A 26,013-nucleotide genomic window follows, 5' to 3' on the forward strand; every position below is an offset into this window, starting at 1 on the left:
GTTGGGCTTTCAGAACTATCCGGAGTTCCAGTCGAGCCTGCAGGACGAACTGGCGGCGCAACTGCAATCGCCGGCGACAAGGACGCTCAATCCGCCCTCGCCCGGCGGCGGGACCGTGTCGCCGATGCTGGAAGCGACGCTCGACAATATGCGCGAGACATTCAGGCACCTGTCCGACAAGCAGCTTGCCGACATCGCCGCCCGGCTAGCGGACCGGCGCGGCAAGACCTTCCTGATCGGCGGCCGCTTCACCGATCCGCTGGCGCGCTACATGGCCGCCCACCTCGCCATCATCCAGCCGGATGTCTTTCACCTCGCCGGGCAGGAAAGCATGTGGCGTGACCGGCTGATCGACATGGGCAAGCGCGACGTGCTGGTCATCTTCGACATCAGGCGCTACCAGGACAGCCTCCTCCGCTTCGCCGAGAAGGCGCATCAGCGTGGCGTGCAGATCGTGCTGTTCACCGACCAGTGGCTGTCGCCGATCGCCCGCCTTGCTCGCCATGTCATCGCCGGACGAACCGCGGTGCCGTCGGCATGGGATTCATCGGCGGCCCTTTTCGTCGTCGCCGAAACGCTGATCGGCGCCGTCACCAGGCAACTGGAAGCAGAAGGCGCCAAACGCATTCGCGAGATGGAAAGTCTGCGTTAGTGCATATGCGATGATCCGAAGCGTTACGCATATTTTCTCAAACGTTACATATATTTAATATGCGCAGCCCCCGGAGAATTGTCATAAAGACGCGATATCGAGACGGCTTCTTTGCCTTACAATAGCCTCGCTGCGTCTGCTTCATTTCGGGAAACCGGTAGACGGAAGGATTGTTTCACCAACCGGAGTGCTGATGGCCGCCTGGAAACAGATACTTTTTGCATTCGTGATGCTGGTGGTGGCGGCAGCCGCCTGGCTGCGCTTTTATCCCGGCGCACCGGACGTGCTGGCACGTTGGGGCATCGACTGGGCTTACGCGGCAACGCCCCCGGCTGAAACCGGTGCCGCCAACGCGAGGCAGGCAAACGGCCGCAACGGCAACCAGCGGGTGAACGTGGTCGCCTTGGCGGCCACTTCGGCTGTTATCAACGACCGCCTGCAGGCGATCGGCACCGGCCGTGCCAACGCCTCGGTGACCGTCAATCCTTACAGCTCCGGCCGCCTCGCCGAACTGCTGGTCGAATCCGGCAGCCATGTCGAAAAGGGACAGATCCTCGCCACCCTCGATTCCGAGACCGAAGTGATCTCTCAGGACCGTGCCAAGCTCGCCTTGCAGGATGCTCAGTCCAAGCTCGACCGCGTCAAGTCGCTGCGTGCCTCCAATGCCGCGACCCCGGTAGCCGTGGCTGACGCCGAGGTGGTGCTGGCGGGCGCCAAGCTGGCGCTTCAGGACGCGGAACTTGCACTGCAGCGCCGGTCGATCCTGGCGCCGATCGCCGGCACCGTCGGCATCCTGCCGATCTCGGCCGGCAATTACGTCACCAACCAGTCGGCCATCGCCACGCTCGACGACCGGTCCTCGATCCTGGTCGATTTCCTGGTACCCGAGCGCTTCGCCGCCGCCGTCAAGGTCGGTGCGCAATTGACGGCGACGCCGATCGCCAATCCCAGCAACGCCTATAGCGGCACCGTTTCGGCCATCGACAACCACATCGATGAAAAGAGCCGCACCCTGCTGGTCAAGGCCAAGATCGCCAACCCGGCCGATTCGCTGCGCGCCGGCATGTCGTTCGGCATCACCATGAAATTTCCGGGGCAAACCTATCCGGCCGTCAGCCCGCTGGCGATCCTGTGGGGGTCGGACGGCGCCTATGTCTGGCAGATCGAGGATGGCAAGGCCAGGCGGGTCCCGGTGCGCATCATCCAGCGCAACACCGAGACCGTGCTGATCGACGCCGAGATCGACAATGGCGACATGGTGGTCACAGAAGGCACCCAGAGCGTCAGCGAGGGCGGCGCGGTTCGCCTTGCCGGCGAAGAGCAGCGCGCCGCGGACGCCGCCGCAGGCTCATGACCGGAACCATCAACACCGCCAGCGAGACCGGCTTCACCGCCCTGTTCATCCGCAGGCCGGTCATGGCCTTCGTGCTCAACACGCTGATCGCGGTCGCCGGCCTGGCCGCTTTCTACGGCGTCGAGATCCGCGAACTGCCTGATGTCGACCGCGCGGTCGTCACTGTTTCCACCACCTTCGAGGGCGCGGCGGCCGAGACCGTCGACCGCGAACTGACCGACACGATCGAGGGCGCCGTCGCCCGCGTCTCAGGCGTCAAGTCGATCTCGTCGTCTTCCTCGTTCGGCTCGAGCCGCGTCACCATCGAGTTCAACGACGGCGTCGATCTGAATGTCGCCGCCTCGGACGTGCGTGATGCTGTCGGCCGCGTCGCCAATCAGATGCCCGACACCGCCGATCCGCCGCGCATCGTCAAGGCCGACGCCAATTCCGACGCGGTGATGCGACTGGCGGTGACCTCGGACAACATGTCGATCCAGGACATGACCGTGGTGGTCCAGGACCAGATCGAGGACGAGCTTGCCGCCGTGCCCGGCGTTGCAGACGTCCAGGTCTATGGCGACCGCGACAAGATCTTTCGCATCGATGTCGACCAGAACAAGCTGGCCAGCCTCGGCTTCACGGTTGCCGATCTCAGGGCCGCCCTTGCCTCGGTCGCTTTCGATTCCCCTGCCGGTTCGATCACCACGACCAACCAGGACCTGATCGTCCGCACGACTGCCGACGTGACCACGCCGGAAGAGTTCGAAAACATCATTGTCGGCGGCACGACGCGCATCCGCGACGTCGCCACCGTCACGCTCGGTCCCGACGTCGGCCAGACCACGCTGCGCTCGGACGGCAAGACCGGCATCGGCATCGGCATCATCCGCCAGGCGGAATCGAACACGCTGGACATCTCGACCGGTGTCCAGGCCGCCGTCGCCAAGCTGCAGGAAAACCTGCCCAAGGGCATGTCGATCAAGATCACCAGCGACGACGCCGTCTTCGTCAAGGGCGCGGTGCACGAGGTCGAGATCGCACTCGGCCTGTCCGTGACTATGGTGCTGATCGTCATCTATGTGTTTCTCCTCGACTGGCGCGCGACGCTGATCCCCGGCCTGTCGATGCCCGTCGCCATGATCGGCACCATCGCTGCCATCTATCTGGCCGGCTTCTCGGTCAACATCCTGACCCTGCTCGCTCTGGTGCTGGCGACGGGACTGGTCGTCGACGACGCCATCGTCGTGCTCGAAAACATCGTGCGACGACGCAATGAAGGCATGGGGCCCCGCGCCGCCGCCGTGCTTGGCGCGCAGGAAGTGTTTTTCGCCGTCATTGCCACCACCTTGACGCTGGTCGCCGTCTTCGTGCCGATTTCGTTCCTGCCCGGCCAGACCGGCGGCCTGTTCCGCGAATTCGGCTTCGTGCTTGCCATGTCGGTGCTATTGTCCTGCGTTGTGGCGCTGACGCTGTGCCCGATGCTCGCCTCGCGCATGCTGACCAGCGCATCGCTCCACCACGAAGGGGGCCATGGCATCGGCGCCCGCATCGGCGGCGCGCTCAGTACGGCCTACAAGCGCGGCCTACACGCCTGCCTCGACGCGCCATGGATCGTGCTTCTGGTCGCGGTGCTGTTTGCCGGCACCGCCTTCACGCTGTTCGGCACCATCCGCCAGGAGCTGACGCCGACCGAGGACCGCGCCGCCGTGCTTCTGCGCATCAGCGCCCCGCAAGGCGTCAGCCTCGACTATACGACGCAGCAGATGCAGAAGATCGAGAGACTGATCCAGCCGATGCGCGATTCCGGCGAGATCCGCTCGACCTTCGAGAATGCCGGCCAGAACGGCTCCTACAATTCCGGCTTCATGGTGATGACGTTGGCGCCGTGGAACGAGCGCAGCCGCAGCCAGCAGGAGATCATGGCCGAGATCAGCCAGTTGACCAGGCAGGTTCCGAGCGTGCGCATCTTCCCGGTACAGCCCAACAGCCTCGGCATCCGTGGCGCCGGCAACGGCCTGCAGTTCGCGCTGGTCGGCAACGACCGCAAGGCGCTCGGCGACGCAGCCGTGAAGATCATCGCCGAGATGCAGAAGGACGCGCGCTTCCAGACACCGCGCCTGTCGATCGACCCGACGCAACCGCAGCTCGCCGTGGCCATCGACCGCGAGCGCGCCTCCGACCTCGGCATCGACATATCGGGACTGGCCAACACCTTGCAGGCCATGCTCGACGGCAACGATGTCGTCGACGTCTACATCGCCGACCGCAGCTACGGCGTGAAGCTGGTCTCGACCACCAATCCGATCAACGATCCGACGGATCTGGAAAACATCTTCCTGAAAACATCAGACGGACGTTTCGTGCCGATGTCGACCATCGCCACGCTGACCGAACGTGCCGTACCGCCATCACTGTCGCGCGAACAGCAGCAGCCCTCGGTGGCCATCACCTCCAACCTCAGTGGCGACTTCGCACTTGGCGACGCGCTCACCCGCGCCGAGGAGATCGCCACGCCGCTGCTGCCGCCAGGCAGCCGCATCTTGCCGCTGGCCGAGGCGGCGACGCTGGGCGAAACCAACAGCGCCATGATCACCATTTTCGGCTTCGCGCTGGTCATCATCCTCCTGGTGCTGGCCGCCCAGTTCGAAAGTTTCGTCAGTGCCGTCATCATCATGGCGACGGTGCCGCTCGGACTGGCCTGCGCGATTTTCGCGCTTCTGCTCTCGGGCACCAGTCTCAATGCCTACAGCCAGATCGGCCTGGTGCTTTTGGTTGGCGTCATGGCCAAGAACGGCATCCTGATCGTCGAATTCGCCAACCAGCTGCGCGATCGCGGGCTTGGCGTGCGCGAAGCGATCGAGCAGGCCTCGATCATCCGCGTGCGGCCGGTGATGATGACGATGATCTGCACCGTGCTCGGCGGCTTGCCGCTGGTGCTGGCGAGCGGCGCCGGTGCCGAGGCGCGCGTCGCGCTCGGCTGGGTCATCGTCGGCGGCCTGGGGCTGGCCACCGTCTCGACACTGTTCCTGACGCCGGTCGCCTATCTCCTGCTTGGCCGCTTCGTCACGCCGAAGACCCATGAGGAAGCGCGACTGAAGCGCGAGTTGGAGGAAGCCGCCTACACCAATGTGGAACCGGCGGAGTAAAGAAATCCAGGGAAAAGTGTGTAGCGGTTTTCCGTCCGGAATTTCGTAAGAAAAATAGTTCCGCCTATCTCAAGAACCGGCCTTCGATCGACCAGCGCGCGGCGAGGAAATTCAGCACCGCCGCCACCACGACACCGGCGATCTTTGCCGGCCACACTCCGGCGATGCCGGCAAACAGCGCGATGGAGAGGCTGGAGACGCCGAGCGAAATTAGCCCTCCAAGCGAGGCGAAGCGAAGGAATGCGTCACGCAGCCGGATGGCTCGATTGCGCTCGAACGACCAGAAGCCGTTCGCCGCGAAGGAAAAGGTGACGGCGATGAACCAGGCAGCAACGTTGGCCGGCAGCGGCGAAGCACCGAGCTTGAGCAGCAGGAAGAAGCTGGCAAGGTCGATGGCTGTGTTGGCCAGTCCGACAATGGCAAAGCGGACGATCTTGTTGCCGGTCGAACGCGGGGGCCGCTCGGCGTCGTTCATCCCCTGCCATCCATGATTGCGACATTGGCGCGGGCCAGGCTGGCTCCGAACGCGTCCGATGCCAGGGCCGCGAATTCGACCTCGCGCACACCTTGCATCGTGTCGCGCGCGCGCAGCGTCTCGTCGACATGGCCGGGATGGCACATGAACAGCCCTTGTTCCGGCAACCCTTCGACGGCGGCCTGCAGAACCGCAGTGAACTTTTCGGGCTGCCGCCAGTCATAGATGCCGGCGAGCGGCTGGAAAACGATGAAGCCGGCGCGCTGCATCGAACGGTTGAACCCGGCAGCGAGCGCGGCAATCGCGGCGACCTTCGACCCTGCGGCCAGCGCCGGGCCGCCGCGTAGGGCCGGCCTGTCGGCGCCTTCTGGAAACCGCGCGCGCAGCCATGTGCGCACGACGGGAAGGAAATGCACATGCTGATGCCCGTCGACGAAATCGGGGCGGCGGCCAAGCGCCTCGACGAAGCGGCTGTACTGGGCGTCAAGCTCGGCATGAACATGGCGCTCGCCGATGCGGCCGCGCAGAACAGGCAAGGCCAGTGCGCGGAGCGGTGGCAGCCGGCCTTCCGGCGCCAGGCTCGACCGGCCGGTAATGGCCAACTGGTCGGTCAAGGTGAGATGCAGCCCGACCGCGGCCCGGCCGCACAGCGGTTTTATGCGCGCTGCCTCCGCTTCCCATTCCGGAAACCCGGTCATGCAGCTGGTGCCGGTCAGCCTCCCGCGATCGAGCAGGTCGAGAATCGCGGCGGAAACGCCGGGCGCCAGGCCGTAATCGTCGGCGATCAGGCGGATGCGCCGCGTCATCTGTTCGAAGTGCCCGGCTCCGGCCGATCGGCGGGGGCCACGCTGCGCACGACGTCGCGCACGAGATAGACCGGGCGATCCTTGCTCTCGCTGAGCGTGACCCAGACGTATTCACCGATCAGGCCAAGCAAGGTCAGGTTGAGGCCGCCGAGCAGGACGACGGCAACCAGCAGGCTGGGGTAGCCCGGAACGGCAATGCCGTAGAAGATCACCTCGAAGAGCACCTTGGCGCCATAGAGCGCACCGGCCAACGCCGCGAGCAGCCCGCTGAGGCTGATGAGACGCAAGGGAATGACGGAAAAGGAAGTAAAACCTTCGAGCGAGAAGGCGATCAGGTTGAGCCGGCTCCATTTCGACGTGCCGCTGGCGCGGCCTTCCGGCGAATAGGGCAACGCCTTCTGGCGAAAGCCGGCCCAGGCAAACAGGCCCTTGTTGAAGCGCCGCTTGTCGCGCAGGCTGGTCAGCGCGCGCGCCACGGCGCCGCGCATGACGCGAAAGTCGCCGGCATTTTCGGGAATATCGAAACGCTGGCTCGAGTTGATCAGGCTGTAGAAAAGCCGTGCAAGCTGGCTGCGCCGCCAGCTCGCCTCGCGGCGGTCGTTCTGCGCATAGACGACGTCGATGTCCGGATGGTCCACCAGCTCGGCGATCAGCTTCAGGCTGATGTCCAGGGAATGCTGGAGGTCGGCGTCCATGATCAGCACCATGTCGCCGCGCGACTGGTCGAGGCCGGCGAGCACCGCGACTTCCTTGCCGAAATTGCGGCTGAGGCGCACGATCTCCCACGACCCCGTCAGCGCTTGCGAAAACCGCACGGCGCCATCGTCACGACTGCCGTCATCGACGAGGATCTTGTGTACGGTCATGCCGAAGCGTTGTGCCACGGCCACTTCGAGCTCGCCCAGGAGGCACGCGAAGGCCGATGCCGATGCCGCCTCGTTGAAGAACGGTGCGACAATATCGAGGCTCGGCCGCAACTCAACCATTCGCGACTCCCGCATTCACCACCTTTTCCCGTGCCTTGGCCCAGAACCACCAGATCAGCGAACCGGCGATGAAAGTGACGGCGACCGGCCGGAACCAGGGGAAGAGGAAATCGTGCACATGGCGCTCGACGCCGCTCAACCCGGTCACGAACAGCGTCGTCGACAGCACCGAGGCAAGGACGCCGCCCCGTTCTTCACGCCACAACAGGGCGATGGCAAGACCGGCTGGTACCGCGATCATGGCAAAGGTGTTTGGCTCGACGCGCGGGTTGAAGACGCACATGTAGAAAGTGGCTGTCAGGAAGATCGCCAGCGCCGCCTTTCCCTGTTCGAGCCTGCGGTCGAACCAGATGACGGCAGAAAGCGTAAACAGGGCCATGACCATGCGCACGATCGTTGCGCCGAATTCCGGTATTGGCAGTCCTATCGTGGTGAACGGTGCCGTGAAATCGGTGGGCACGAAATGGCTGGTGTTGTCGACGGCCATGGAGGTCAGCATCTGGATGAAGACACGATACTGATCGTTGAGATAGCCGGCGGGAGCAAAAGCGTAAGGCAGTGCCAGCACGAACAGCAGCGCCAGCACCAGCACCGGTATCAACCGGAGCCGAAGGGCTCCTACCAACAACAGCATTATGATCGCGGTCGGCTTGGCGATGATGGCAAGCGAAGCCCAGAAGAACGTCTCCGCCCGCCGCCCTTCCAGCGCCGACAGGGTGAGAAGCCAGCAAGCGCCGGTCAAAAGGATCGTTGCCTGGCCGTTGCGGATCGCCCCCACCGCCATCGGCAAAGCGAGGAAAAGACCGAAAGAAAGCAGCCATGCCAGTTCGCCGCCGCCGAGCTTGCGCACCTGCCGCATCGCGGCGTAGGTCAGCACCGCAAAGCCAATGGAATGCCAAACCAAGCCGCCCAGATGCGGACCAAGCTTGACTATTGGAGTGTAGAGCGCGGCAAAGGCCGGCGCGTAGAGATACCCCATCTCGGACTGGGTGTCGTAGAGCGGCAGACCGGCCTGAAGCGCCACGCTGCCGTCGATATAGGCCTGCCATACCGTCCGCGTGTGCGGTGACCACAGGACCAGGGCAAGAACGACCAGGAACGCTCCGATCCACAGGCCAAACCCCAAACGGTCGAAAACCGGCTTGGAAATCGTCATCAAGGCGCTCCACACAATCCCGGAACTGGATCAGTCCAGCCTGTCCCGGCATTCGATGGCGGCGGCATATCACGGACGAAGTGGCGTGGCATAGGGGGATTAACAGGCGCGGAACCACCGCTACAAACCGATAGCGGCGTCATTGTCGATCCCACGCCCGTCGGGGCTGCCGTCCTTTTTCGGCAATCCCGGAGTCGTCAGAACTTCACGGCAAGATCGACCTTGGCGCCCTGGTCGACCGTGCCGCCGCCGAATTGGCCGGTGTAGGACAGGCCAAGCGTCGCGTTGGCCGACATGTTGAAGTCGAGCCCAGCTTCGATGACGGCGCTGTCCCTGGCGATCGGCATGCCGGCGATGGTGAATTGATCGCCGCCGGCGAAGGCGAAGGTCGAGGTCGGCGTGACATCGTCGAAAGCATGACGCCAGCCGAGCATGCCGCGTGCGGTGACGTTCATGCCGCCGAACGCGAAGTCCGAGGAACCGCGCAGGCCGAGCGTGGTGAAGGTGGCGTCGGTGGACGTACCGATACTGGTCAGGGCCGTAGCACCGCCGGTTTCGGTGAAGCCGTCGGTGTGGACGCTGACATAGGCGAGATTGGCGAAGGGTTCGAACTTGAATTGTCCGGCATCGGCCTTGTAGGCAAGTTCGCCGAAGATCTGCGCGGTGCCGGCATCATAGTCGGCAGACAATCCATCCGTGAAGCCGTTGAAGGCGACGGAGCGTTTGGTCGAAAGGCTGCTCCAGCTATAGGCAGCACCGGTACGGAAGGCGATGGCGCCCCAGTTGGTGCCACCATAGAGGCCAAGGTGATAGCTGTCGGCCTTGCCCGAGGAGTTTCGGTCGTCGGCATCGAAGCTCGAATGGCTGTAGCCACCGAGCAGGCCGACGCGCCAGTTGCCAACCGATGTATCGGCACCCGCCAGCAGGCCGCCGGTCGAACGATCGAAGGCGGCGGCGTTGCCATCGGAGTCGGTATTGCCCCAGGACCCAAAAGCCTGGCCCCAGACGGCAAAGCGGTCGGTGTCGGCGGCAACCATTTCGGGGCCGCCTTCGCCATAGGCCATGACGGGCAATGGGGCCGCGCCAACATCGCGGAAGGCAGAACGGATGCGGCTGGTCGCGGCGTCGCGGACGAAGCGGCTGTCCTCGACCAGCATGCCCTTGGCCGAGGCATGGATTTCGCCCGAGAGCTGATCGAAGGCTGCCTGGGCTTCAGCGTCGGTGGCGAGATTGGCAACGGCATTGAACACAGCCCCACCCGTCAGGCTGTCCAGCCCTTCGCCGGTGGCGATCTGGTTGGGCGTCAGCCCGGCATCGGCGAAAGCATGAACCTTGGTCACGTCGAGATAGGCGTTGTTGCTGTCATAGTCGTCCGTCACCGTCAGGAACGCGGTACTGGTGACGCCAGTCATCGCGGCGAACTGGCCGTTCAGTCCGCTATCGGCGGTCAGCAGGGTATAGCGGCCGACGGAAAAACCTTGCGCCGTCACCGCCAGGGTCGAGCCGGTGATGGTCGCGGCACCGGTGGTGTGAAGGAGATCCGACTGAAGCGCGGCGTTGACGTCGATGGCGTAGGTCGAGCCGGCCGCCAGCGTCACGGTGCCGGCAAGCTCCGTGCGGTCGCCGGCGCCGCCATCCTGCATGGTCAGCCGGCCGGAGCTGGTCAGCTGCTCAAGCCCGTCGAAGGTCGTGGCTTCGATCATCCCGCCATTGCTGGCTGTGGTCAGCATTGCGCCGGCACCGTTGATGACGCTGTCATTGCCGGCGCCGAACAGGCTGGTCCCGCCGGTTGTCCAAATGGCGTTGTTGGTCACCATATCGTCCAGACCACGAAGGTCGACCGGCCGGTCAGCGTGCCGTCATTGGTGAGGGCCGTTGAGCCACCGACGGTCAAGACGGCCAGGGCCGTGGCCGTCTGCGCGCTGTTGCGCGTGGCGCCGGAAAGGCTGATGCTGATCGCCTGTGCGACGCTCGACTGCGCAATGATCGCGGCGTTGGCGCCTTCGACCGTGCCTGTCGCCGTGATGCTGGTGGTGGCCCCGCCGCTGTTCTCCGTATAGATGCCGTAAATGCTGCCGCTGACCGCCGCGGCGTCAACCTTCAGGCCTCCCGTCGTCAAGGAGCCGTTGATGGCGTAGATGCCGAAATTGGTTGTGCCGGTCACTGTGCCCGTCGCCTTGACCCGGGTGGCGCCGGTTCCATAGTTGATGACATCGATGCCCATGACGTCGCCGCTGACCGACATGGCGTCGACCGTCAGGTCTTTCGCGGTGCTGTCGTTGTGCGCGTTGATGCCGTCGCCGTCTGTCCCGATCACTGAACCGGTCGCCGTGATGCTGGTGGCGCCGGTGCCGTAGTTCCTTGCATAGATGCCGGTGCCGCCACCGCTGACCGCCGTTGCATTCACCGTCAAGCCCGTCGCCGTGCTGCTGTTGACCGCATTGATGCCGAAATCGTCTGTCCCGGTCACGGCGCCCGCCGCCGTAATGCTGGTGGCGCCGGTTCCGGTGTTCAGGGCATAGATGCCGGTCTTGCCGCCGCTTACCGCGATGACGTCGACGGTCAGATCCGTGGCGTTCGTGTTTGCCACGCCGGCAAACGTGCCGTCCGGATTGAACGTGAGAGCAGCGTTGACGGCAATGATGCCGACGCGATCGGTTCCGGTCACGGCACCCTTGGCGGTAACACTGGTTGCGCCGGCGCCCCTGTTCTCCGCATGGATGCCGTATTTGCCACCGCTGACCGCCATCGCGTCGACCGTCAGGCCGGCCGTCGTCGTATCGTCGTTGAACGCGTAGATGCCGGTATCGTTTGTCCCGGTCACCGCGGCCTTCGCCGTTATGCTGGTGCTGCCGGTGCCCTTGTTGTCGGCATAAATGCCATAGACGACGCCACTGACCGCAACGGCGTCGATCGTCAGGTCTGTTCCACCGCTGAAGGCATAGATACCGTAAAGACCTGCCGCGGTCACCGCGCCCTTGGTTGTGATGCTTGTGGCGCCGGTGCCATAGTTCTCGACAAAGATGCCGGTGTTGCCGCTGTCGACCTTGCCGTTGGCCGTCACCGTCAGGTCTTTGCCAGCACTTGCAGGCGGGCCAGAAACAAAGGTTACCGTGCCGTTCAAGATCGTGTTGACGACATCGAACTGTCGCCCACCATTGATCGCATAGATGCCGTAGAGCGTTCCGCCAATGACATCGCCATTGGCCGCTATGCTGAGATCGGCCGTCGTACCCTGATTGACGGCATAGATGGCGCTCTTTTTGCCGCTCACCATTCCGGTGGTGACGGTGGCGACCGAGCCCTGCGAATAGGCGAAGAGACCATAGCTGTTGGCACCTGTCGCCGTGACGTCGCCCGTAGCCTTGACGGTGGTCGCGCCGTCGCCGGTGTTGATGGCGGCAAGGCCGATCAAAGCGCCGGTCACGGCGCCGCTGGTGTCGATGGCGACCGCGCCGCCCGGGTTTGGTCCGTAATACGGGTCCGCGGCCTGCGGAACCAGGGACACGACGCCAAGGCCGATGCCGGTCGTCGAGGTCAGTGGCGAGGCATTGGCATCGGTGTAGCTGACCGCGCCGCTGCCCAATATGCCGAGAGCGTAGGGATCGCTGGTGGTGACGCTGAACCCGGGATCGGTGGTGACGGAAGGGTTGGCCGGAGCAAGAGCAAGGGCGATGAAATCGCCGAGATCCAACGGCAAGCCGACCGTGGTGGGGACGAGCTGGCCGGTCGTGTTGGCGCCGGAGCAGACATAGTTGGGTGATACTACAGGCACGCAGGCGGCCTCGGCGCTCTGGCCAAAGCCGAGCAGTGTTGCCCCGGCTATCGCCGTGCTGACCAGCAAGCGGTTGCGATATCGGTGATTTCGATTGCTGAGATTCATGTCCCGCCCTTGCGCAAATCCCGACTGGTCGCCTTCAACAGGAGGCCGAAGCGAATATCGGTGTTTCCTGCCAAGGGCTGATCGAATGCGGCCGCCTTTCACAGCCGTCAGATGACCGGGGTACACGCTTTCTTGGGATGAATGTTACCGGATTGCCACAGGTGGTTTGCCGACAGCAGGCGACTTTCAGAGCCCGCGAGACCGACCGGGGAAGAGCAAACCGCTCCGGCGGCAGCGCAACTTGCGCGAGAGCTTCCGTATGTTAGTCTTGTTTACGAAACTGTGGGCATCTGAAAGATCGCAACACCCAATGGCGGACGTCAGCGTAGAAGCGGTAGCCGTCGTGGTCGGCCAAATTTACGAAGCAGCCTACGATCAGCACCGCTGGTTCGATGCCATAGCCGGCCTGCGTGACCTGTTTGGCGGCTCTCGCTCCTGCATCGTGCGCTTCGGCCCGGAGGCGCTTGGCGCGATTGCATCCAACCCGGATCCGGAACTCAGTTCGCCAATGGGCATCGAAGCCTTCCTCGGCGATCCGGTGGCTCGCACATTGGCTTCCATCCCGCTCGGTGCGGTGGGTCATTGGCCAGCGTCGGACGAGGAGACAGCGTTCCGCAGCCGCGACCTCTGGCAAGACTGGCTGAGGCCGCGCGACATGCATCACGGGCTGGTCTGTAACTTGCTGTCCGCCAACGACGCACACTGGATACTCGACATCCATCGCGGCTCCAGACAGGAAGCATTCGGCCCCAGCGACGTCGAGCTGTTGCGGAAAATCGTGCCGCATGTGCTGCGCGCGGGGCAGATCGGCAGGCGCCTGGGGAACGTCTCGGCGCTGGCATCGGCCTTTTCGCACCTGCCCTTCGGGGTGTTCCTGGTCAACGCCAACCGGCATATAGCGCAAATGAATGAGGCTGCCGAAGCGATGCTATCGCGGCCCGACAGTCCGCTGGCGCTGAAGGACGGCGCCATCGTTGTTTCCGGTTCCACGGACGCGCGAGAGCTTCAGCGGCTGGTCGCGGATGCCTGTGCGTTGCGGGAAGGTGTGCTGCAAGGGACCGGTGGGACACTGCGTGTCCCGTCGGATCGCCAGCGATCCGGTGGGACACGGCTGGTGCTCTCCGTCGCGCCATTCGTCGATGCCCGCGCCTATGGCCTGGCATCGGAGCGCTGCGCGGTGATCATGGTCACCGAAGTCGCCGGGCGCATTCCGGACAGCTTCGAGACGCATATCCGCGGCCTGTTCGGCTTGACATTGGCCGAAGCCCGGCTCGCCACGGCATTGGCGTCAGGCCTGTCGCTGAAAGAGGCTACAGCGAGTTCCAGGATTACCGTGAAAACCGGTCGCGGCTATCTCGAACGGATCTTTGCCAAGACCGAAACCGCCAGCAAAGCGAGCTTGTCGCACTGCTCAAAAGCACGGAACCGCTCAGCGGGCGATAGTGTCTCTCCACGCTTCAAGGCCGGATGAACACCTTGCCGTTGGGCTTGGCCAGTTCGGCTGGCAGCCGCGCCATTGCTTCGGCAAGCGGCACCACCGCCGTCACGTCGGTCGACCAGCGCCCATCGGAAAAACGCTTCTGCGCCTCCAGGATCGCCGGGCCGCGACGGTCGCGGAACTGGCGCATCCACTCGCTCAGCCAAAACCCTTCGATATGCTTGTGCTGGAAGATCAGTTGGCCGGGCTCGCGGATAACGGTGGCTTCGGGATCGAGCCGCCCATAGATGATCCAGCGCGACCGCTTCGGCATGACGTCGAAGATGGCGGAGGCAAGCGGCCCGGTTACCGCGTCAAGGAAGATGCGCGGCTGTTCGGCCTTCATCACCTCGCGCAGCGCCGCCTTGAAATCCGTCGCCCTTTCATTGAGCACGTGCGCCGCGCCAAGCGCATTCAGAGCCGCGATCTGGTCGTCGCGGCGCACGGTGACGATCGGCCGGAAACCCTCTTCGCTGGCCAGGCCGATGATCAGCTTGCAGAGCTGGCTGGCGCCGGCGGTCATGACGAAGGCCTTCTCGCCTTCCTCCTTGACGATGTCGAACATGGCGAGCGCCGTGAGCGGGTTGACGATCATCGCCGCACCGTCCTCGTCGCGAACGGTGTCGAGCAGCGGGATACAGGCAGCCGCCTCGGCGACGGCATAGTCAGCCCACGAGCCCCAGTTGGTGACGCCGGTGGCAAAGGCCACGCGCTTGCCGATCAGGCTTTTGGGATAGGGCTCGTCCCCGCTGGCGACGACAATGCCGACACCCTCGAAGCCGGCCGGCTGGCCCTTGGCACGCGGCTGGCCGTACTGGCCCTTGACGAAGGCGACATCGGACGGATTGATCGAGGCGAGGCTGACCTTGATCAGCACCTGGCTGGGGCCTGGTGTCGGCACCGCGATGCTGCCCGGCTCGAGATAGGGCTCCATCGCCTCCAGCACACTGCCGCTCGGCCTCCTGGTGTAGCCATCGCCGACAAGCAGCAGCGCCTTCATTTCGGATGGGACGGTCATCGGAACACTCCTCGCTCGAGCCTCGGGTCGCGCCCGCATGACGATGCCGGCGCTCAGACCTTCTCCTGCGTGTATTTCCTCAACTCCGTCCGCGCCACCTGACGGCGATGCACGGCGTCCGGCCCGTCGGCAAGGCGCAAGGTCCGCAGATGCGTCCACGACCGCGCCAGCGGTGTGTCCTGGCTGATGCCTTGCGCGCCGAACATCTGCACCGCCTCGTCGGTGACCTTGAGCGCGACGCGCGGTGCGATCACCTTGATCTGGCTGATCCAGGGAGCAGCGGCCCGCGCATCGCCCTGGTCGATCATCCACGCCGCCTTGAGGCAGAGCAGCCGCGCCATCTCGATCTCCATGCGGCATTCGGCGATGATGTCGAAATTGGCGCCGAGCTTTGCCAGCTTCTGGCCGAATGCCTCGCGGCGCACGGACCGCTGGCACAGCATCTCGAGCGCCATCTCGGCCTGTCCGATGGCGCGCATGCAGTGGTGGATGCGGCCGGGACCGAGCCGCCCTTGCGCGATCTCGAACCCCCTGCCCTCGCCGAGGATCAGGTTCGACGCCGGTACGCGCACATTGTCGAAGCGAAGATGCATGTGGCCATGCGGCGCGTCGTCATCGCCATAGACCTGCATGGCCCGCACCTTGGTCACGCCTTTGGTGTCTGATGGCACCAGGATCATCGAATGGCGGCGGTGCTGCGGCTCGTCATCGCCCCCGGTCCTGACCATGACGATGTAGATGGCGCAGCGCGGATCGCCGGCGCCCGAAGCCCACCATTTCTCGCCATTGAGCACATAGTCGCCGCCGTGGCGTTCACAGCGCATGGCAATGTTGGTGGCATCGGATGAAGCGACATCCGGCTCGGTCATCAGATAGGCCGAGCGGATCTTGCCGTCGAGCAGCGGTTCCAGCCATGCTTTCTTGTGGTCGGCCGAGCCGTATCGCTCCAGCACCTCCATGTTGCCGGTGTCGGGCGCCGAGCAGTTGAAGGTCTCGGCGCCGAGATGCGCCTTGCCCATCTCTTCGGCCAGATAGGCGTATTCGACGGTGGAAAGGCCATAGCCGCGTTCCGAGCCGGTCAGCCAGAAATTCCACAGGCCGCGCTCTCTTGCGGTCTTCTTCAGCCCTTCGAGGATCTCGCTCTGACGCGCACTGTAGACCCAGCGGTTGCCTGCCTTGCCCACTTCGCTGAGGAATTCATGGTCGAGCGGCATGATCTCGTCGCGCACCATGGCCGCGACGCGCGCCTGGATTGGCTTCAGCCGCTCGGTCATGCCGAGATTCATCTCCGTCATCGGTCGCTAACCCTTCATACACGCCAGGCATTTTGTCAGTGGCAAGGATGACCGTACTTCGGATAGCCTTGTCAACGAACTGTTTGCCCGCATGCCGAGCGCGGAGAATTGTGATGAGCTATCTGGACGAACTGTTTTCGGTGGCCGGCAAGACCGCGCTGGTGACGGGTGCGGCGACCGGCATCGGCCGCATGGCGGCGACCGCGCTGGTCAGGGCCGGCGCCAGCGTGATGATCGCGTCGCGCAAGGGCGAGGATTGTATCAAGGTCGCCGAAGAGTTGAACCAGCTTGGTGCACCGGGCCGGGCCGACGGCTTCGTCGGCGACGTTTCCAGCGAAGCCGGCATCGCCGCACTCGTCGCCGAGGTCAAATCGCGCACCGAACGGCTGAACATTCTGGTTAACAACGCCGGCGTCTCCTGGGGCGCGCCGCTGGAAAGCTTCCCCTATTCGGCATGGGCCAAGGTGTTTGGCGTCAACGTCACCGCGGTCTTCCACCTGACGCGCGAATTGCTGCCGCTGCTCGATGCCGCCGCCAGCGACGCCGATCCGGCCAGGGTGATCAACCTCGGTTCGGTAATGGGCACGCAGCCGCTGGCCGACGACGCCTATTCCTACACCGCCTCGAAGGCTGCGGTTCATCATCTGACGCGCACACTGGCGATCGAGTTCGCCGCCCGCCGCATCACCGTCAACGCCTTTGCCCCCGGCCCCTTCCAGAGCCGGATGACGGCATTCGCCACCGGTACGGATGAGCAGGCCAGGCACGTCGGCAGCCATGTTCCGATCGGCCGTATCGGCGCACCGGATGACATTGCCGGCGCAACGCTCTATTTGTGCAGCCGTGCAGGCAGCTATGTCACTGGCGCCATCCTGCCGATCGACGGCGGACAGTCGGTGCAGCATGGGCTGACCTTGTTCAAGGAATGACATTTTCCGGCCACAGAAGCCGGGGGTGAACTGGAGGACATGAGCGTGGAACCGATCAGTCTCGATGTGCTTCTGGCCAGTGTCGGCAAGGAGGTCGGCGTGTCGCCGTGGCGGGTGGTCACGCAACGCATGATCGATCAGTTCGCCGACGCCACGGACGACCATCAGTTCATCCACTGCGATCCGGAGCGGGCGATGCGTGAAACGCCGTTCGGCGGCACCATCGCGCACGGCTTCCTGTCGCTGTCGCTGTTGTCGGCGATGACCTTCGAGACCATGCCGCCGCTGGAAAACGGCAAGATGGGCGTCAACCACGGCTTCGATTCGCTGCGCTTCCTGGCGCCGGTGAAAACCGGCGCGCGCATCCGCACCCGTTTCGTGCTGGCCGACGTCAAGGTCAGGCCGTCGGGCTGGGTGCAGACCGCGCATGACGTGACGATCGAGATCGAGGGTTCGAAGAAGCCGGCACTGACCGCGCGCTGGCTGACGCTGACCTTGATCGAACGCCAGCCCGAGACGGCATGAGTGATCCCGTTCTCGACCAGGCAGCGCTTGCGCCTTACCTCGAGGCGAACATACCGGGCTTTTCCGGGCTTGCTGCAGTCGAGAAGTTCAAATCCGGCCAATCGAACCCGACCTACCTTTTGACGGCGGCAAGCGGCCGTTACGTGCTGCGCGCCAAGCCGCCGGGGCAATTGCTGAAATCGGCGCACCAGGTCGACCGCGAATTCAGGGTGATGAGCGCGCTTGCCGGCACCGCCGTGCCTGTGCCTGCCATGCTGCACCTGTCGGCGGAAGGCTCGCCCATCGGCCGCATGTTCTACGTGATGGATTTCCTCGACGGCCGCATTTTCTGGGATCCGGCCCTGCCGGAGGCTGGCGACAATGATGAACGCGCCGCCATCTACGATGCCATGAACGACACCCTCGCCGCCCTGCACGAGGTCGATGTCGAGACTGTGGGGCTCGGCGATTTCGGCCGGCCGGGCAATTATTTCGAGCGCCAACTGGCGCGCTGGACGAGCCAGTACCGTGCCTCGGAAACCGGCACCGTCGCCGACATGGACCGGCTGATTGCCTGGTTGGAAACGCATATGCCCGTAGATGACGGCCGGATCTCACTGGTCCATGGCGACTACCGGCTGGACAATCTGATCTTCGCGCCGGACCGGCCAACGGTTCTGGCAGTGCTCGACTGGGAACTTTCGACATCAGGCCACCCCTTCGCCGATATCGCCTATCAATGCATGCAATGGCGGCTGCCGCACGCTTCCGGCTTTCGCGGCCTGGGCGGTATCGATCGTTCCGCACTCGGCCTGCCTTCCGAAGAGGACTACGTCGCCGCCTACTGCCGGCGGCGCGGGCTCACCGGTATCGGCAACTGGACGTTCTTCCTCGCCTTTTCCTTCTTCCGGCTGGCTGCCATCTGCCAGGGCGTCTTCAAGCGGGCGCTGGACGGCAACGCCTCCAATCCCGAGAAGGCGAAAACCTATGGCGAGGCGGTGAAACTGCTTTCGTGTCTTGCCGCAGAACTGATCGACAGGGAGGCGTGATGGGCCATTTCGAGAGAGGAACGGTGCTGATCACGGGGCTGCCAAATTACGACAAGCGTCGGCACGATCCGAAGCATACCGTTTGGGAACTTCCCGTGCCCTTGTCCGTTTCCGTACAGCGTATATAATTTAGCCAGCCACCAACCCAACCGAAGGCACCAGATCTTGCCGCAGAGCGTCCAGACACGCCGCGAGAAACAAAAAGCAGAACTGCGCTCCGAATTGCTCGAGGCCGCGCATAAGCTTGTCCAGGAAGAGGGCTATGAGGGCCTGACCATCCGCAAGCTGGCCAAGCGGGTCGGCTACGCCCCGATGTCCGTTTATTCCTACTTCGCCGACAAGCAGGACATCCTGTTCGCTCTGGCCGAGGACGCATTCGAGACGCTTGCTCGCCGCATCGAGGAGCATCCGTCCGATGATCCGATCGCAGCCTTGCAGGCGGTGATGACGGAATATGCCGCCTTCGGGCTCGGCAATCCCAACGAATACCGCACCGTATTCATGACCGAAAAGACCAAGCTGCCGGAAGGCAGGAGCTACGACGACATGGAAGAGAGCAACCCGGCGATGAAGGCGCTGATCAGCCGGGTCGAGGCCTGCGTTGCCGCCGGAAAATTGCAGGGCGATCCGCGCGCCATCGCCACCATGCTGTGGGCGGTCGGCCACGGCACGATCTCGCTGCTCATCACCTTTCCATTCTACCCCTTCGGCGACCCGCAGGCCTTCGTGAAGCGGATGTGCGATTTCACGCTCGCCACGCTCAGCACGCAAAACGTCCCGCCATTGACCGAGACACCGGTCAACTGCTGAACGCCGTTCCCTTTCATTTCCATATTTTCTCTCCGCCCCAGCCAGACCCTGGGGGGATTTCTTGGTTAACGAAAAATTTATCGTACGCGTACGGTTTTCCCTTGAATTCCCAATCGACGGCGTATATGTACAGTCTATCGTACATGTACGAGAAAAATTCACCCGTCGGTACGAATTGAATTCGACCCGGAAACCGGAGACTGACAATGAAAAAGACACTCCTCACCCTCGCCGCCGTGCTGGCACTTTCGGGCTCGGCTTTCGCCGCCAACACCACCCATCCGGTCAAGCATGCGCCGGTGGCGGCCTGCGTTGACACCAAGACCAATCTGAAGCTCGATTGCGCTTCGACCGGTTCGGTCGAGAAGAAGGGTGCCACGGAAAACACCGCTGAAGGCAAGGGCCCGCGGCTCGGCATCAGCATCAATCCGTGGATTGTGCCGAGCGCATTCTGATATCAGCAAAGATCACGTCTGGCCGGCACAAGCCGGCCAGCTTCAAGCGACCGAAATCGGCAGCTTCGCCGCTGAACTCTCAAAGGCTGCGTCGATCAGCTTCTGCATGTCGGCGGCGCGCCGGAACGACGGATCGCCATTCCGGCCTGCATCCAGCGCATCGGCAAAGCGTCGCGCATTGCGCTTGACACTGGGCAGATCCAAAGTCCGCCAGCGCTGAAGATCGACATCCCCGCCGAGGCAGGCCGACAGGCTCGATGCCTTGCCGTCGGTCTCGACCTTGATAGCGCCCTGGGTGCCGTGCAGGGCCAGCGACAAATCGTTGGCGTGACCGGTCATGTAGCGGCTCGCCACGATCGTGGCAAGCGCGCCGCAATCGAGCCGCGCCGTCATTGCCACGCTGTCATTGGCGTCCAGCACATAGTCGCCGATGCGCTCGCCCTCGGCCTTCGGAAACGTCACCAGATCGGCATGCAGGCTGACGATATCCTGGCCGGCGCCATAGGTGGCGAAATCCAGGATATGGATGCCGACATCGCCCAGCACGCCGGTCGAGCCGTGCCGGCTGGACAAGCGCCACAGCCATTTGTCCTCGACCCGCCAGTCACCCCATGATTTGCTGACCAGCCAGCTTTGCCGGTAGCTCGCCTCGACATGGCGCAACGCGCCGATCTCGCCGGCCTGAACCATGCGCCGCGCCTCGTGGATCGCCGGTGAGTTGCGATAGGTGAGGTTGACCATGTTGATCACCCCGGCAGCCTCGGCCGCTTGCGACATATCAAACGCGTCGGCGCAGTTCGGCGCCAGCGGCTTTTCGCAAAACACATGTTTTCCCACGCCGAGCAGCGCCAGCGTCGTCGCCCTATGCGCACCATCCGGCGTCGCGTTGATGGCGGCATCGAACTGGCCCCAGGCGATCGCCGCCTCCAGGCTCTCGAAAGAATCGCCGATCTTGCTGGCCGCGGCGAACGCCGCAGCGCGACCGGGCAACTGGTCGACACAGGCGACGATGCTGCAGCCGGGAATCCCGGCAAACTCCTCGACATGATGCCCGGCGATACCGCCGGTGCCGAGCAGAAGAATTCGATGCATTAGCCCCAAGCCCCCAAAATCAACTCACGCCTTGGGCAACTCAGGCCCGATCAGCTCAGGCCGCCCCAATCAGCTCAGGCCCTTGTCGCCATCGGCATGCAGGCGCAGCCCCTTCTGCACGATCTTCTCCTTGGCCGCATCCGTCGGCACGTTCGGCGCATTGGTGATGCCGGACCATGCCGGCGCCGGGTTGTGCGCCCAATGGACGGCGTTGCGCAGCACCTGCTGCACGCCCTGATTGTGATAGATCGGATAGGTCTCGTGGCCGGGCGAGAAGTAGAAGATCCGTCCCGCGCCGCGCTGGTAGGTCAGCCCGGACCGGAACACCTCGCCGCCCTCGTACCAGGAGACGAACACCGTCTCCAGCGGCTCCGGCACCGCGAACGGCTCGCCATACATTTCGGTCTCGCCGATCTCCAGGCACTCGCCGATGCCTTGCGCGATCGGGTGGCCGCGGTTGATCGCCCAGACGCGCTCGCGCTCGCCCGCCTCGCGCCATTTCAGCGAACAGGGCGTGCCCATCAGCCGCTTGAAGATCTTTGAGTAGTGACCGGAATGGAGCACGATCAGGCCCATCCCTTCCCACACCCGCTTCTGCACCCGCTCGACGATCTCGTCCTTGACCTCGCCATGCGCCGCGTGGCCCCACCACAAAAGCACGTCGGTGGCCGCCAGGCGCTTTTCGCTCAGGCCGTGCTCGGGCTCCTGCAAGGTGGCGGTGGCCGCCTCGATGCCCTTGTCCTGGTTGAGCGCGGCGGCGATGGTGCCGTGCATCCCCAAGGGATAGAGTTCGCGCACGGCTTCATTGGTCTGCTCGTGGACGTTCTCGCCCCAAACGATCGCTTTTGTCGGCATTTTCATCTCCCAAAGCGCTTTAAATAGCACGCCCAAGGAGATTGAGAAGGTCCGATGCGATCTGGCCCGATGGAATACTAGGTCTTGCGCTTCTTGCGCCCCGGCACGGTCTTGGCCTTGCCCGGTTTCGCCGGTGCGCCGGGGATGGCGGTTCCGGTAATGGATACCGGATCGCTGGCCGGGAACGTGTCTTCAAGGCCTTCCTCGAGTTCCTCTTCGGCGCTCGGGGCTTCATGTCGCTCATGTTCGAGCGAGCGGACGGCCGATGTCTTTTTGACCGGCGACTTCGGCGCGGAATTCGACGGCATCGGCATTTCTCCCTCGGCGTGCGGATGCAGAACGAGCGTGCCCTGCAAAACGTTCCGAGTTCAGACCGCCGCGTCGCGCGATCCCTCGGACAGGAAAGTAAAGACATAGTCCGAGAAGGAACGCCAGCATTCGACCCGGAAGGCATCGGCGGCTGTGCGCAACAGCACGATCTCGGTCTTGCCCAGAATGGTGCGCGACGCCGCGCCCACCGGGAAGGCGTCGAGCGACAGATCCTGCGGACAGCCCGCATTGATCGTCGCCGCTGCCCCGGCGCCCGTCACTGATATCGCGATGTTGCGATGCGAGACGCCGACCGCCGAATGCAACGCGGCAACCCCGGCGCAATCGGCGAGCGGATCGTTGCCGGTCTCGTCGATGACGAGCCATTCGTCGGGGCCGAGCCACAAGGCGATACGTCCGGCCTTCGAGGCGGATGTCTTCGGCTTTTTCGGCAAGGTCACGCCGAGCGCCTTCGAAAGCGCCGCGACCGACGCCTCCGGCGCACGCAATGAAATCCGCTCGGCCGGCGGCAAGACCTCGACCTTGGCGCCGGCAGCAGTGGTGCTGCGTCCAGCCAGCGCCGGACGGCGTTCCACCGAAGGCGATGCAGCCGGCGTCGTCTTTCTTGCAGCGGCCTTAGCCATTGAGGCGCCCTCCCGTCTCGTCGAAGAACACCATGCTGGTAACCTCCACTTCGATCACCCCGTTCGGCATCGGCACGTAGAGGGTCTCGCCCATCCGGTCGCGGCCGCCGGCGACCAGCGCCAGCGCGATCGAGCGGCCGCAATTTTCCGACCAGTAGCTCGAAGTGACATGGCCGATCATCTTCATCGGGATCGCCTGCTTCGGATCCTCGACGATCTGCGCGCCTTCTTCGAGCACCACCTTGGGATCTTTGGTCTTGAGGCCCACCAGCTGCTTGCGGCCCTTGGCGACAAGGTCCGGCCGAGTCAGGCCGCGGATGCCGACGAAATCGGTCTTCTTCTTGCCGACCGCCCAGTCGAGACCGGCATCGTTCGGCGTCACCGTGCCGTCAGTGTCCTGGCCGACGATGATGTAGCCCTTTTCGGCGCGCAGCACGTGCATCGCCTCGGTGCCGTAGGCCGCCGCGCCATGCTTCTGGCCTTCGGCCCACAGCGCTTCCCAGACCGCCTGGCCGTAGTCGGCAGGCACGTTGACCTCGAAGCCCCGCTCGCCGGTGAACGACATGCGGAACAACCTCGTCGGCACGCCGCAGATCTTGCCTTCGCGCACCGACATATGCGGCAGCGCCTCGTCCGACATGTCGATGCCTTCGACCAGCGACGCGATGATGTCGCGGGATTTTGGTCCCTGCACGGCGATGACAGCCCATTGTTCGGTGATCGAGGTCAGCCAGACATTGAGATGCGGGAACTCGGTCTGGAGATAGTCCTCCATGTGGTTCATGACACGCGGCGCGCCGCCGGTCGTCGTCGTCACATGGAAACGGTCGGGCGCCAGCCTGCCGACGACGCCGTCATCATAGATGAAACCGTCCTCGCGCAGCATGATGCCGTAGCGGCAGCGGCCGGGCTCCAGCTTCTCCCATGGGTTGGTGTAGAGCAACTCCATGAATTTCGCCGCGTCAGGACCGTCCACTTCGATCTTGCCCAGCGTCGAGGCGTCGAACAGGCCTGCCGTCTTGCGCACGGCGACGCATTCGCGGTCGACAGCAGCATGCATGTCCTCGCCCGCCTTGGGGAAATACCAGGCGCGCTTCCACTGGCCGACATCCTCGAACACGGCCCCTTGCGCCTCGGCCCAGCGATGGATCGCCGTTTTGCGCGTCGGGTCGAACAGCGGCCCACGCGCATGGCTGACGATCGCGCCGAAGGTCACCGGCGTGTACGGCGCCCGGAACGTGGTCAGGCCGACTTCCGGGATTGGCTTGCCCAGCATCTCGGCGGCAATCGCCAGGCCGTGCATGTTGGAGGTCTTGCCCTGGTCGGTGGCCATGCCGTTGGTGGTGAAGCGCTTGACGTGCTCGATCGAGCGCATGCCTTCATGCACCGCCTGGCGGATATCCTTGGCGGTGACGTCGTTCTGGAAGTCGACGAACGCCTTGACCGTGGTGTCCGGCCCGGCGCCGGGGGCCGCGCCCAGCATGCCACGCGACCAGCTCTCCGAGGCGTCGACCTTCGGCTTGGTACCCTTGGCGGTTTTGGCGCCGGCATCCTTGGCCGCCTTGGCGCCCGCCGCATAGGCCTCGTCGATTGTTGCAGAAAGTCCATCGGTGCCGTTGCAGGCACCGACCGAGACGCAGTCCTGCGCATAGGTGCCCGGCACGAAGCGCTTGGTCTCGTCGTTGAAGGCGACCTTGCCGCGCGACTGCGAGAACAGATGCACCGACGGCGTCCAGCCGGCCGACATCAGGATCGCGTCGACTGGAATGGTGCGTTCGCCGCCGCCATTCTTCGGCTGCACCGTCATCGAGGAAACGCGCAGCTTGCCGCCGGCGCGGATCACCGCGCGGCCGAAATTGACCTCGATGCCGAGCGCCCTCGCCTCGTCGATCACCGGTCCGGTCGGATTGTCGCGCAGATCGACGATCGCCGCCACGTTGACGCCGGCCTTCTTCAGGTCGATCGCCGCCGCATAGGCAGAGTCATTGGCGGTGTAGACGCCGACATTCCTGCCGACCGCGACGCCATAGTGGTTGAGATAGGTGCGCGCCGCGCCCGCCAGCATGATGCCCGGCCGGTCGTTGTCGGCAAACACCATGTGGCGCTCGATGGCGCCCGAGGCCAGCACCACGCGCTTGGCCCTGACCTGCCACAGCCGCTCGCGCGCCAGATCGTGGCCGGGAGCCTTCAGATGATCGCTGACACGCTCGACCAGGCCGACGAAATTCTGCGCGTAATAACCGAACGCCGTCGTGCGCGGGAGCACGCGGACATTGTCCATCGCAGTGAGTTTCGCCACCGCAGCTTGCGCCCAGGCAAAACCGTCCTGGCCGTCGATTTTCGCGCCGCTCTCGAAACGCAGGCTGCCGCCGAACTCGGCCTGCTCGTCGGCGAGGATGACGCGCACGCCGGTCTCCGCCGCTGCCAATGCCGCAGCGATGCCCGCCGCACCGCCGCCCAGCACCAGCACGTCGCAATGCGCGTAGCGTGACGAATAATGGTCGGGATCGGGCTGGTCCGGGGAAACGCCAAGCCCGGCCGCGGCGCGGATCTTTGGCTCGTACAGGCTCTTCCATGCCGCCTTCGGCCACATGAAGGTCTTGTAGTAGAAGCCGGCCGAAAACATCGGCGACGCGATGTCGTTGACCGCACCGACGTCGAAGGACAGCGACGGCCAGCGGTTCTGCGACTGCGCCTCGAGCCCGTCATAAAGCTCCTGCACAGTCGCGCGCACGTTCGGCGTCTTGCGTGCCGCGTCGCGCCTGATTTCGACCAGCGCGTTCGGCTCCTCGGCGCCCGCCGACAGGATGCCGCGCGGACGGTGGTACTTGAACGAACGGCCGACCAGATGGACGCCATTGGCGAGCAGCGCCGAGGCCAGCGTGTCGCCCTCGATGCCGGCATAGGACTGGCCATCGAAGCTGAAACGCGCGGTCTTGGCTTGGCTGAAGCGGCCGGCGCCGGAAATGCGGTACGACGCGCCGCTCATTTGCCAACTCCTGGCAGCTTGGAGGGTTTGGGTTCGCCGGCCTTGTAGGTCATGACGAACCTGTCGGTGACGGTGTCGCGCACGGCGTTGAAGAAACGCGCGCAGCCATGCATGTGCCGCCACCGCTCATAGATGATGCCCTTGGGG

23 protein-coding genes are annotated in these 26,013 nt (G+C 64.3%); 9 read left to right on the forward strand and 14 right to left on the reverse strand.

Annotated elements, in window-relative coordinates:
- The 3 genes from EN932_RS06060 to EN932_RS06070 form a co-directional block, all read left to right on the forward strand.
- Window positions 1–652: MurR/RpiR family transcriptional regulator (locus tag EN932_RS06060; RefSeq protein WP_164890435.1), on the forward strand; the 652-nt coding region annotated here is incomplete at its 5' end.
- A 193-nt stretch (window positions 653–845) separates the two neighbouring features.
- On the forward strand, window positions 846–2,006 hold the full coding sequence (locus tag EN932_RS06065) for an efflux RND transporter periplasmic adaptor subunit (protein ID WP_127368874.1): 1,161 nt from the start codon (window positions 846–848) through the stop codon (window positions 2,004–2,006).
- Entirely contained in the window at window positions 2,003–5,134 is a 3,132-nt protein-coding gene (locus tag EN932_RS06070) for an efflux RND transporter permease subunit (RefSeq protein ID WP_127368873.1), read from the forward strand. Before EN932_RS06065 ends, EN932_RS06070 begins: the two co-directional genes overlap by 4 nt.
- Before the next feature lie 64 nt (window positions 5,135–5,198).
- On the opposite strand, the gene EN932_RS06075 is transcribed toward EN932_RS06070, so the two are convergent.
- The 6 genes from EN932_RS06075 to EN932_RS06100 form a co-directional block, all read right to left on the reverse strand.
- A complete protein-coding gene (locus EN932_RS06075) occupies window positions 5,199–5,609 on the reverse strand; it encodes a GtrA family protein (protein WP_013529676.1) in 411 nt (136 codons plus the stop codon).
- A complete protein-coding gene (locus tag EN932_RS06080) occupies window positions 5,606–6,415 on the reverse strand; it encodes a ChbG/HpnK family deacetylase (RefSeq protein ID WP_127368872.1) in 810 nt (269 codons plus the stop codon). Before EN932_RS06080 ends, EN932_RS06075 begins: the two co-directional genes overlap by 4 nt.
- Window positions 6,412–7,401 carry a glycosyltransferase family 2 protein gene (locus tag EN932_RS06085; protein ID WP_064995601.1) on the reverse strand — a complete coding sequence of 330 codons (990 nt, stop codon included), beginning with the start codon at window positions 7,399–7,401 and terminating at the stop codon, window positions 6,412–6,414. The genes EN932_RS06080 and EN932_RS06085 overlap by 4 nt, the downstream gene beginning before the upstream one ends.
- Window positions 7,394–8,557, reverse strand: coding sequence for a glycosyltransferase 87 family protein (locus EN932_RS06090; RefSeq protein ID WP_127370048.1), 1,164 nt, complete (start codon window positions 8,555–8,557; stop codon window positions 7,394–7,396). Before EN932_RS06090 ends, EN932_RS06085 begins: the two co-directional genes overlap by 8 nt.
- 197 nt (window positions 8,558–8,754) lie before the next feature.
- Complete coding sequence (locus tag EN932_RS06095) at window positions 8,755–10,371, reverse strand: autotransporter domain-containing protein (protein WP_245483259.1); 1,617 nt, start codon at window positions 10,369–10,371, stop codon at window positions 8,755–8,757.
- Window positions 10,368–12,440: a hypothetical protein gene (locus EN932_RS06100; protein ID WP_127368721.1), complete on the reverse strand. Its 2,073-nt coding sequence runs from the start codon at window positions 12,438–12,440 to the stop codon at window positions 10,368–10,370. The genes EN932_RS06095 and EN932_RS06100 overlap by 4 nt, the downstream gene beginning before the upstream one ends.
- A 310-nt stretch (window positions 12,441–12,750) precedes the next feature.
- Here EN932_RS06100 and EN932_RS06105 point away from each other — a divergent pair, with 310 nt between their 5' ends.
- The gene (locus tag EN932_RS06105) at window positions 12,751–13,911 is read left to right on the forward strand and encodes a LuxR family transcriptional regulator (protein ID WP_245483260.1); all 1,161 of its coding nucleotides are present in this window, start codon (window positions 12,751–12,753) and stop codon (window positions 13,909–13,911) included.
- On the opposite strand, the gene EN932_RS06110 is transcribed toward EN932_RS06105, so the two are convergent.
- Window positions 13,898–14,935 (reverse strand): zinc-binding dehydrogenase, encoded by a 1,038-nt coding sequence (locus tag EN932_RS06110; RefSeq protein WP_127368719.1) that lies wholly within the window; start codon window positions 14,933–14,935, stop codon window positions 13,898–13,900. The two genes, EN932_RS06105 and EN932_RS06110, sit on opposite strands and share 14 nt — an antisense overlap.
- A 53-nt stretch (window positions 14,936–14,988) precedes the next feature.
- Window positions 14,989–16,230, reverse strand: a complete 1,242-nt coding sequence (locus EN932_RS06115; protein ID WP_127368718.1) for an acyl-CoA dehydrogenase family protein — start codon at window positions 16,228–16,230, stop codon at window positions 14,989–14,991.
- A 113-nt stretch (window positions 16,231–16,343) separates the two neighbouring features.
- On the opposite strand from EN932_RS06115, the gene EN932_RS06120 reads away from it, so the two are divergent.
- From EN932_RS06120 to EN932_RS06145, 5 genes are all read left to right on the forward strand, one after another.
- On the forward strand, window positions 16,344–17,159 hold the full coding sequence (locus EN932_RS06120; protein WP_127368717.1) for an SDR family oxidoreductase: 816 nt from the start codon (window positions 16,344–16,346) through the stop codon (window positions 17,157–17,159).
- A gap of 39 nt (window positions 17,160–17,198) precedes the next feature.
- A complete protein-coding gene (locus EN932_RS06125; protein ID WP_263484965.1) occupies window positions 17,199–17,684 on the forward strand; it encodes a MaoC family dehydratase in 486 nt (161 codons plus the stop codon).
- Window positions 17,681–18,712, forward strand: coding sequence for a phosphotransferase family protein (locus EN932_RS06130; RefSeq protein WP_063168970.1), 1,032 nt, complete (start codon window positions 17,681–17,683; stop codon window positions 18,710–18,712). Before EN932_RS06125 ends, EN932_RS06130 begins: the two co-directional genes overlap by 4 nt.
- 165 nt (window positions 18,713–18,877) lie before the next feature.
- Window positions 18,878–19,522 (forward strand): TetR/AcrR family transcriptional regulator, encoded by a 645-nt coding sequence (locus tag EN932_RS06140; RefSeq protein WP_013529665.1) that lies wholly within the window; start codon window positions 18,878–18,880, stop codon window positions 19,520–19,522.
- 206 nt (window positions 19,523–19,728) lie between these two features.
- Entirely contained in the window at window positions 19,729–19,977 is a 249-nt protein-coding gene (locus EN932_RS06145) for a DUF680 domain-containing protein (RefSeq protein ID WP_013529664.1), read from the forward strand.
- Between the two features lie 42 nt (window positions 19,978–20,019).
- Here EN932_RS06145 and EN932_RS06150 read toward each other — a convergent pair whose 3' ends face one another.
- The 6 genes from EN932_RS06150 to EN932_RS06175 form a co-directional block, all read right to left on the reverse strand.
- The gene (locus tag EN932_RS06150; protein ID WP_128368765.1) at window positions 20,020–21,069 is read right to left on the reverse strand and encodes a Gfo/Idh/MocA family oxidoreductase; all 1,050 of its coding nucleotides are present in this window, start codon (window positions 21,067–21,069) and stop codon (window positions 20,020–20,022) included.
- Between the two features lie 69 nt (window positions 21,070–21,138).
- Window positions 21,139–21,924: a ThuA domain-containing protein gene (locus EN932_RS06155; protein ID WP_127384933.1), complete on the reverse strand. Its 786-nt coding sequence runs from the start codon at window positions 21,922–21,924 to the stop codon at window positions 21,139–21,141.
- 77 nt (window positions 21,925–22,001) lie between these two features.
- A complete protein-coding gene (locus EN932_RS06160) occupies window positions 22,002–22,232 on the reverse strand; it encodes a hypothetical protein (protein WP_024502775.1) in 231 nt (76 codons plus the stop codon).
- A 60-nt stretch (window positions 22,233–22,292) separates the two neighbouring features.
- Complete coding sequence (locus EN932_RS06165; protein ID WP_127388358.1) at window positions 22,293–22,877, reverse strand: sarcosine oxidase subunit gamma; 585 nt, start codon at window positions 22,875–22,877, stop codon at window positions 22,293–22,295.
- Window positions 22,870–25,866, reverse strand: coding sequence for a sarcosine oxidase subunit alpha (locus tag EN932_RS06170; protein WP_128368766.1), 2,997 nt, complete (start codon window positions 25,864–25,866; stop codon window positions 22,870–22,872). Before EN932_RS06170 ends, EN932_RS06165 begins: the two co-directional genes overlap by 8 nt.
- Window positions 25,863–26,013: sarcosine oxidase subunit delta (locus EN932_RS06175; protein WP_206618915.1), on the reverse strand; the 151-nt coding region annotated here is incomplete at its 5' end. The genes EN932_RS06175 and EN932_RS06170, both read right to left, overlap by 4 nt.

It is taken from the genome of Mesorhizobium sp. M7A.F.Ca.US.002.01.1.1 (assembly GCF_004022955.1).
GTDB classification, from domain to species: domain Bacteria; phylum Pseudomonadota; class Alphaproteobacteria; order Rhizobiales; family Rhizobiaceae; genus Mesorhizobium; species Mesorhizobium ciceri.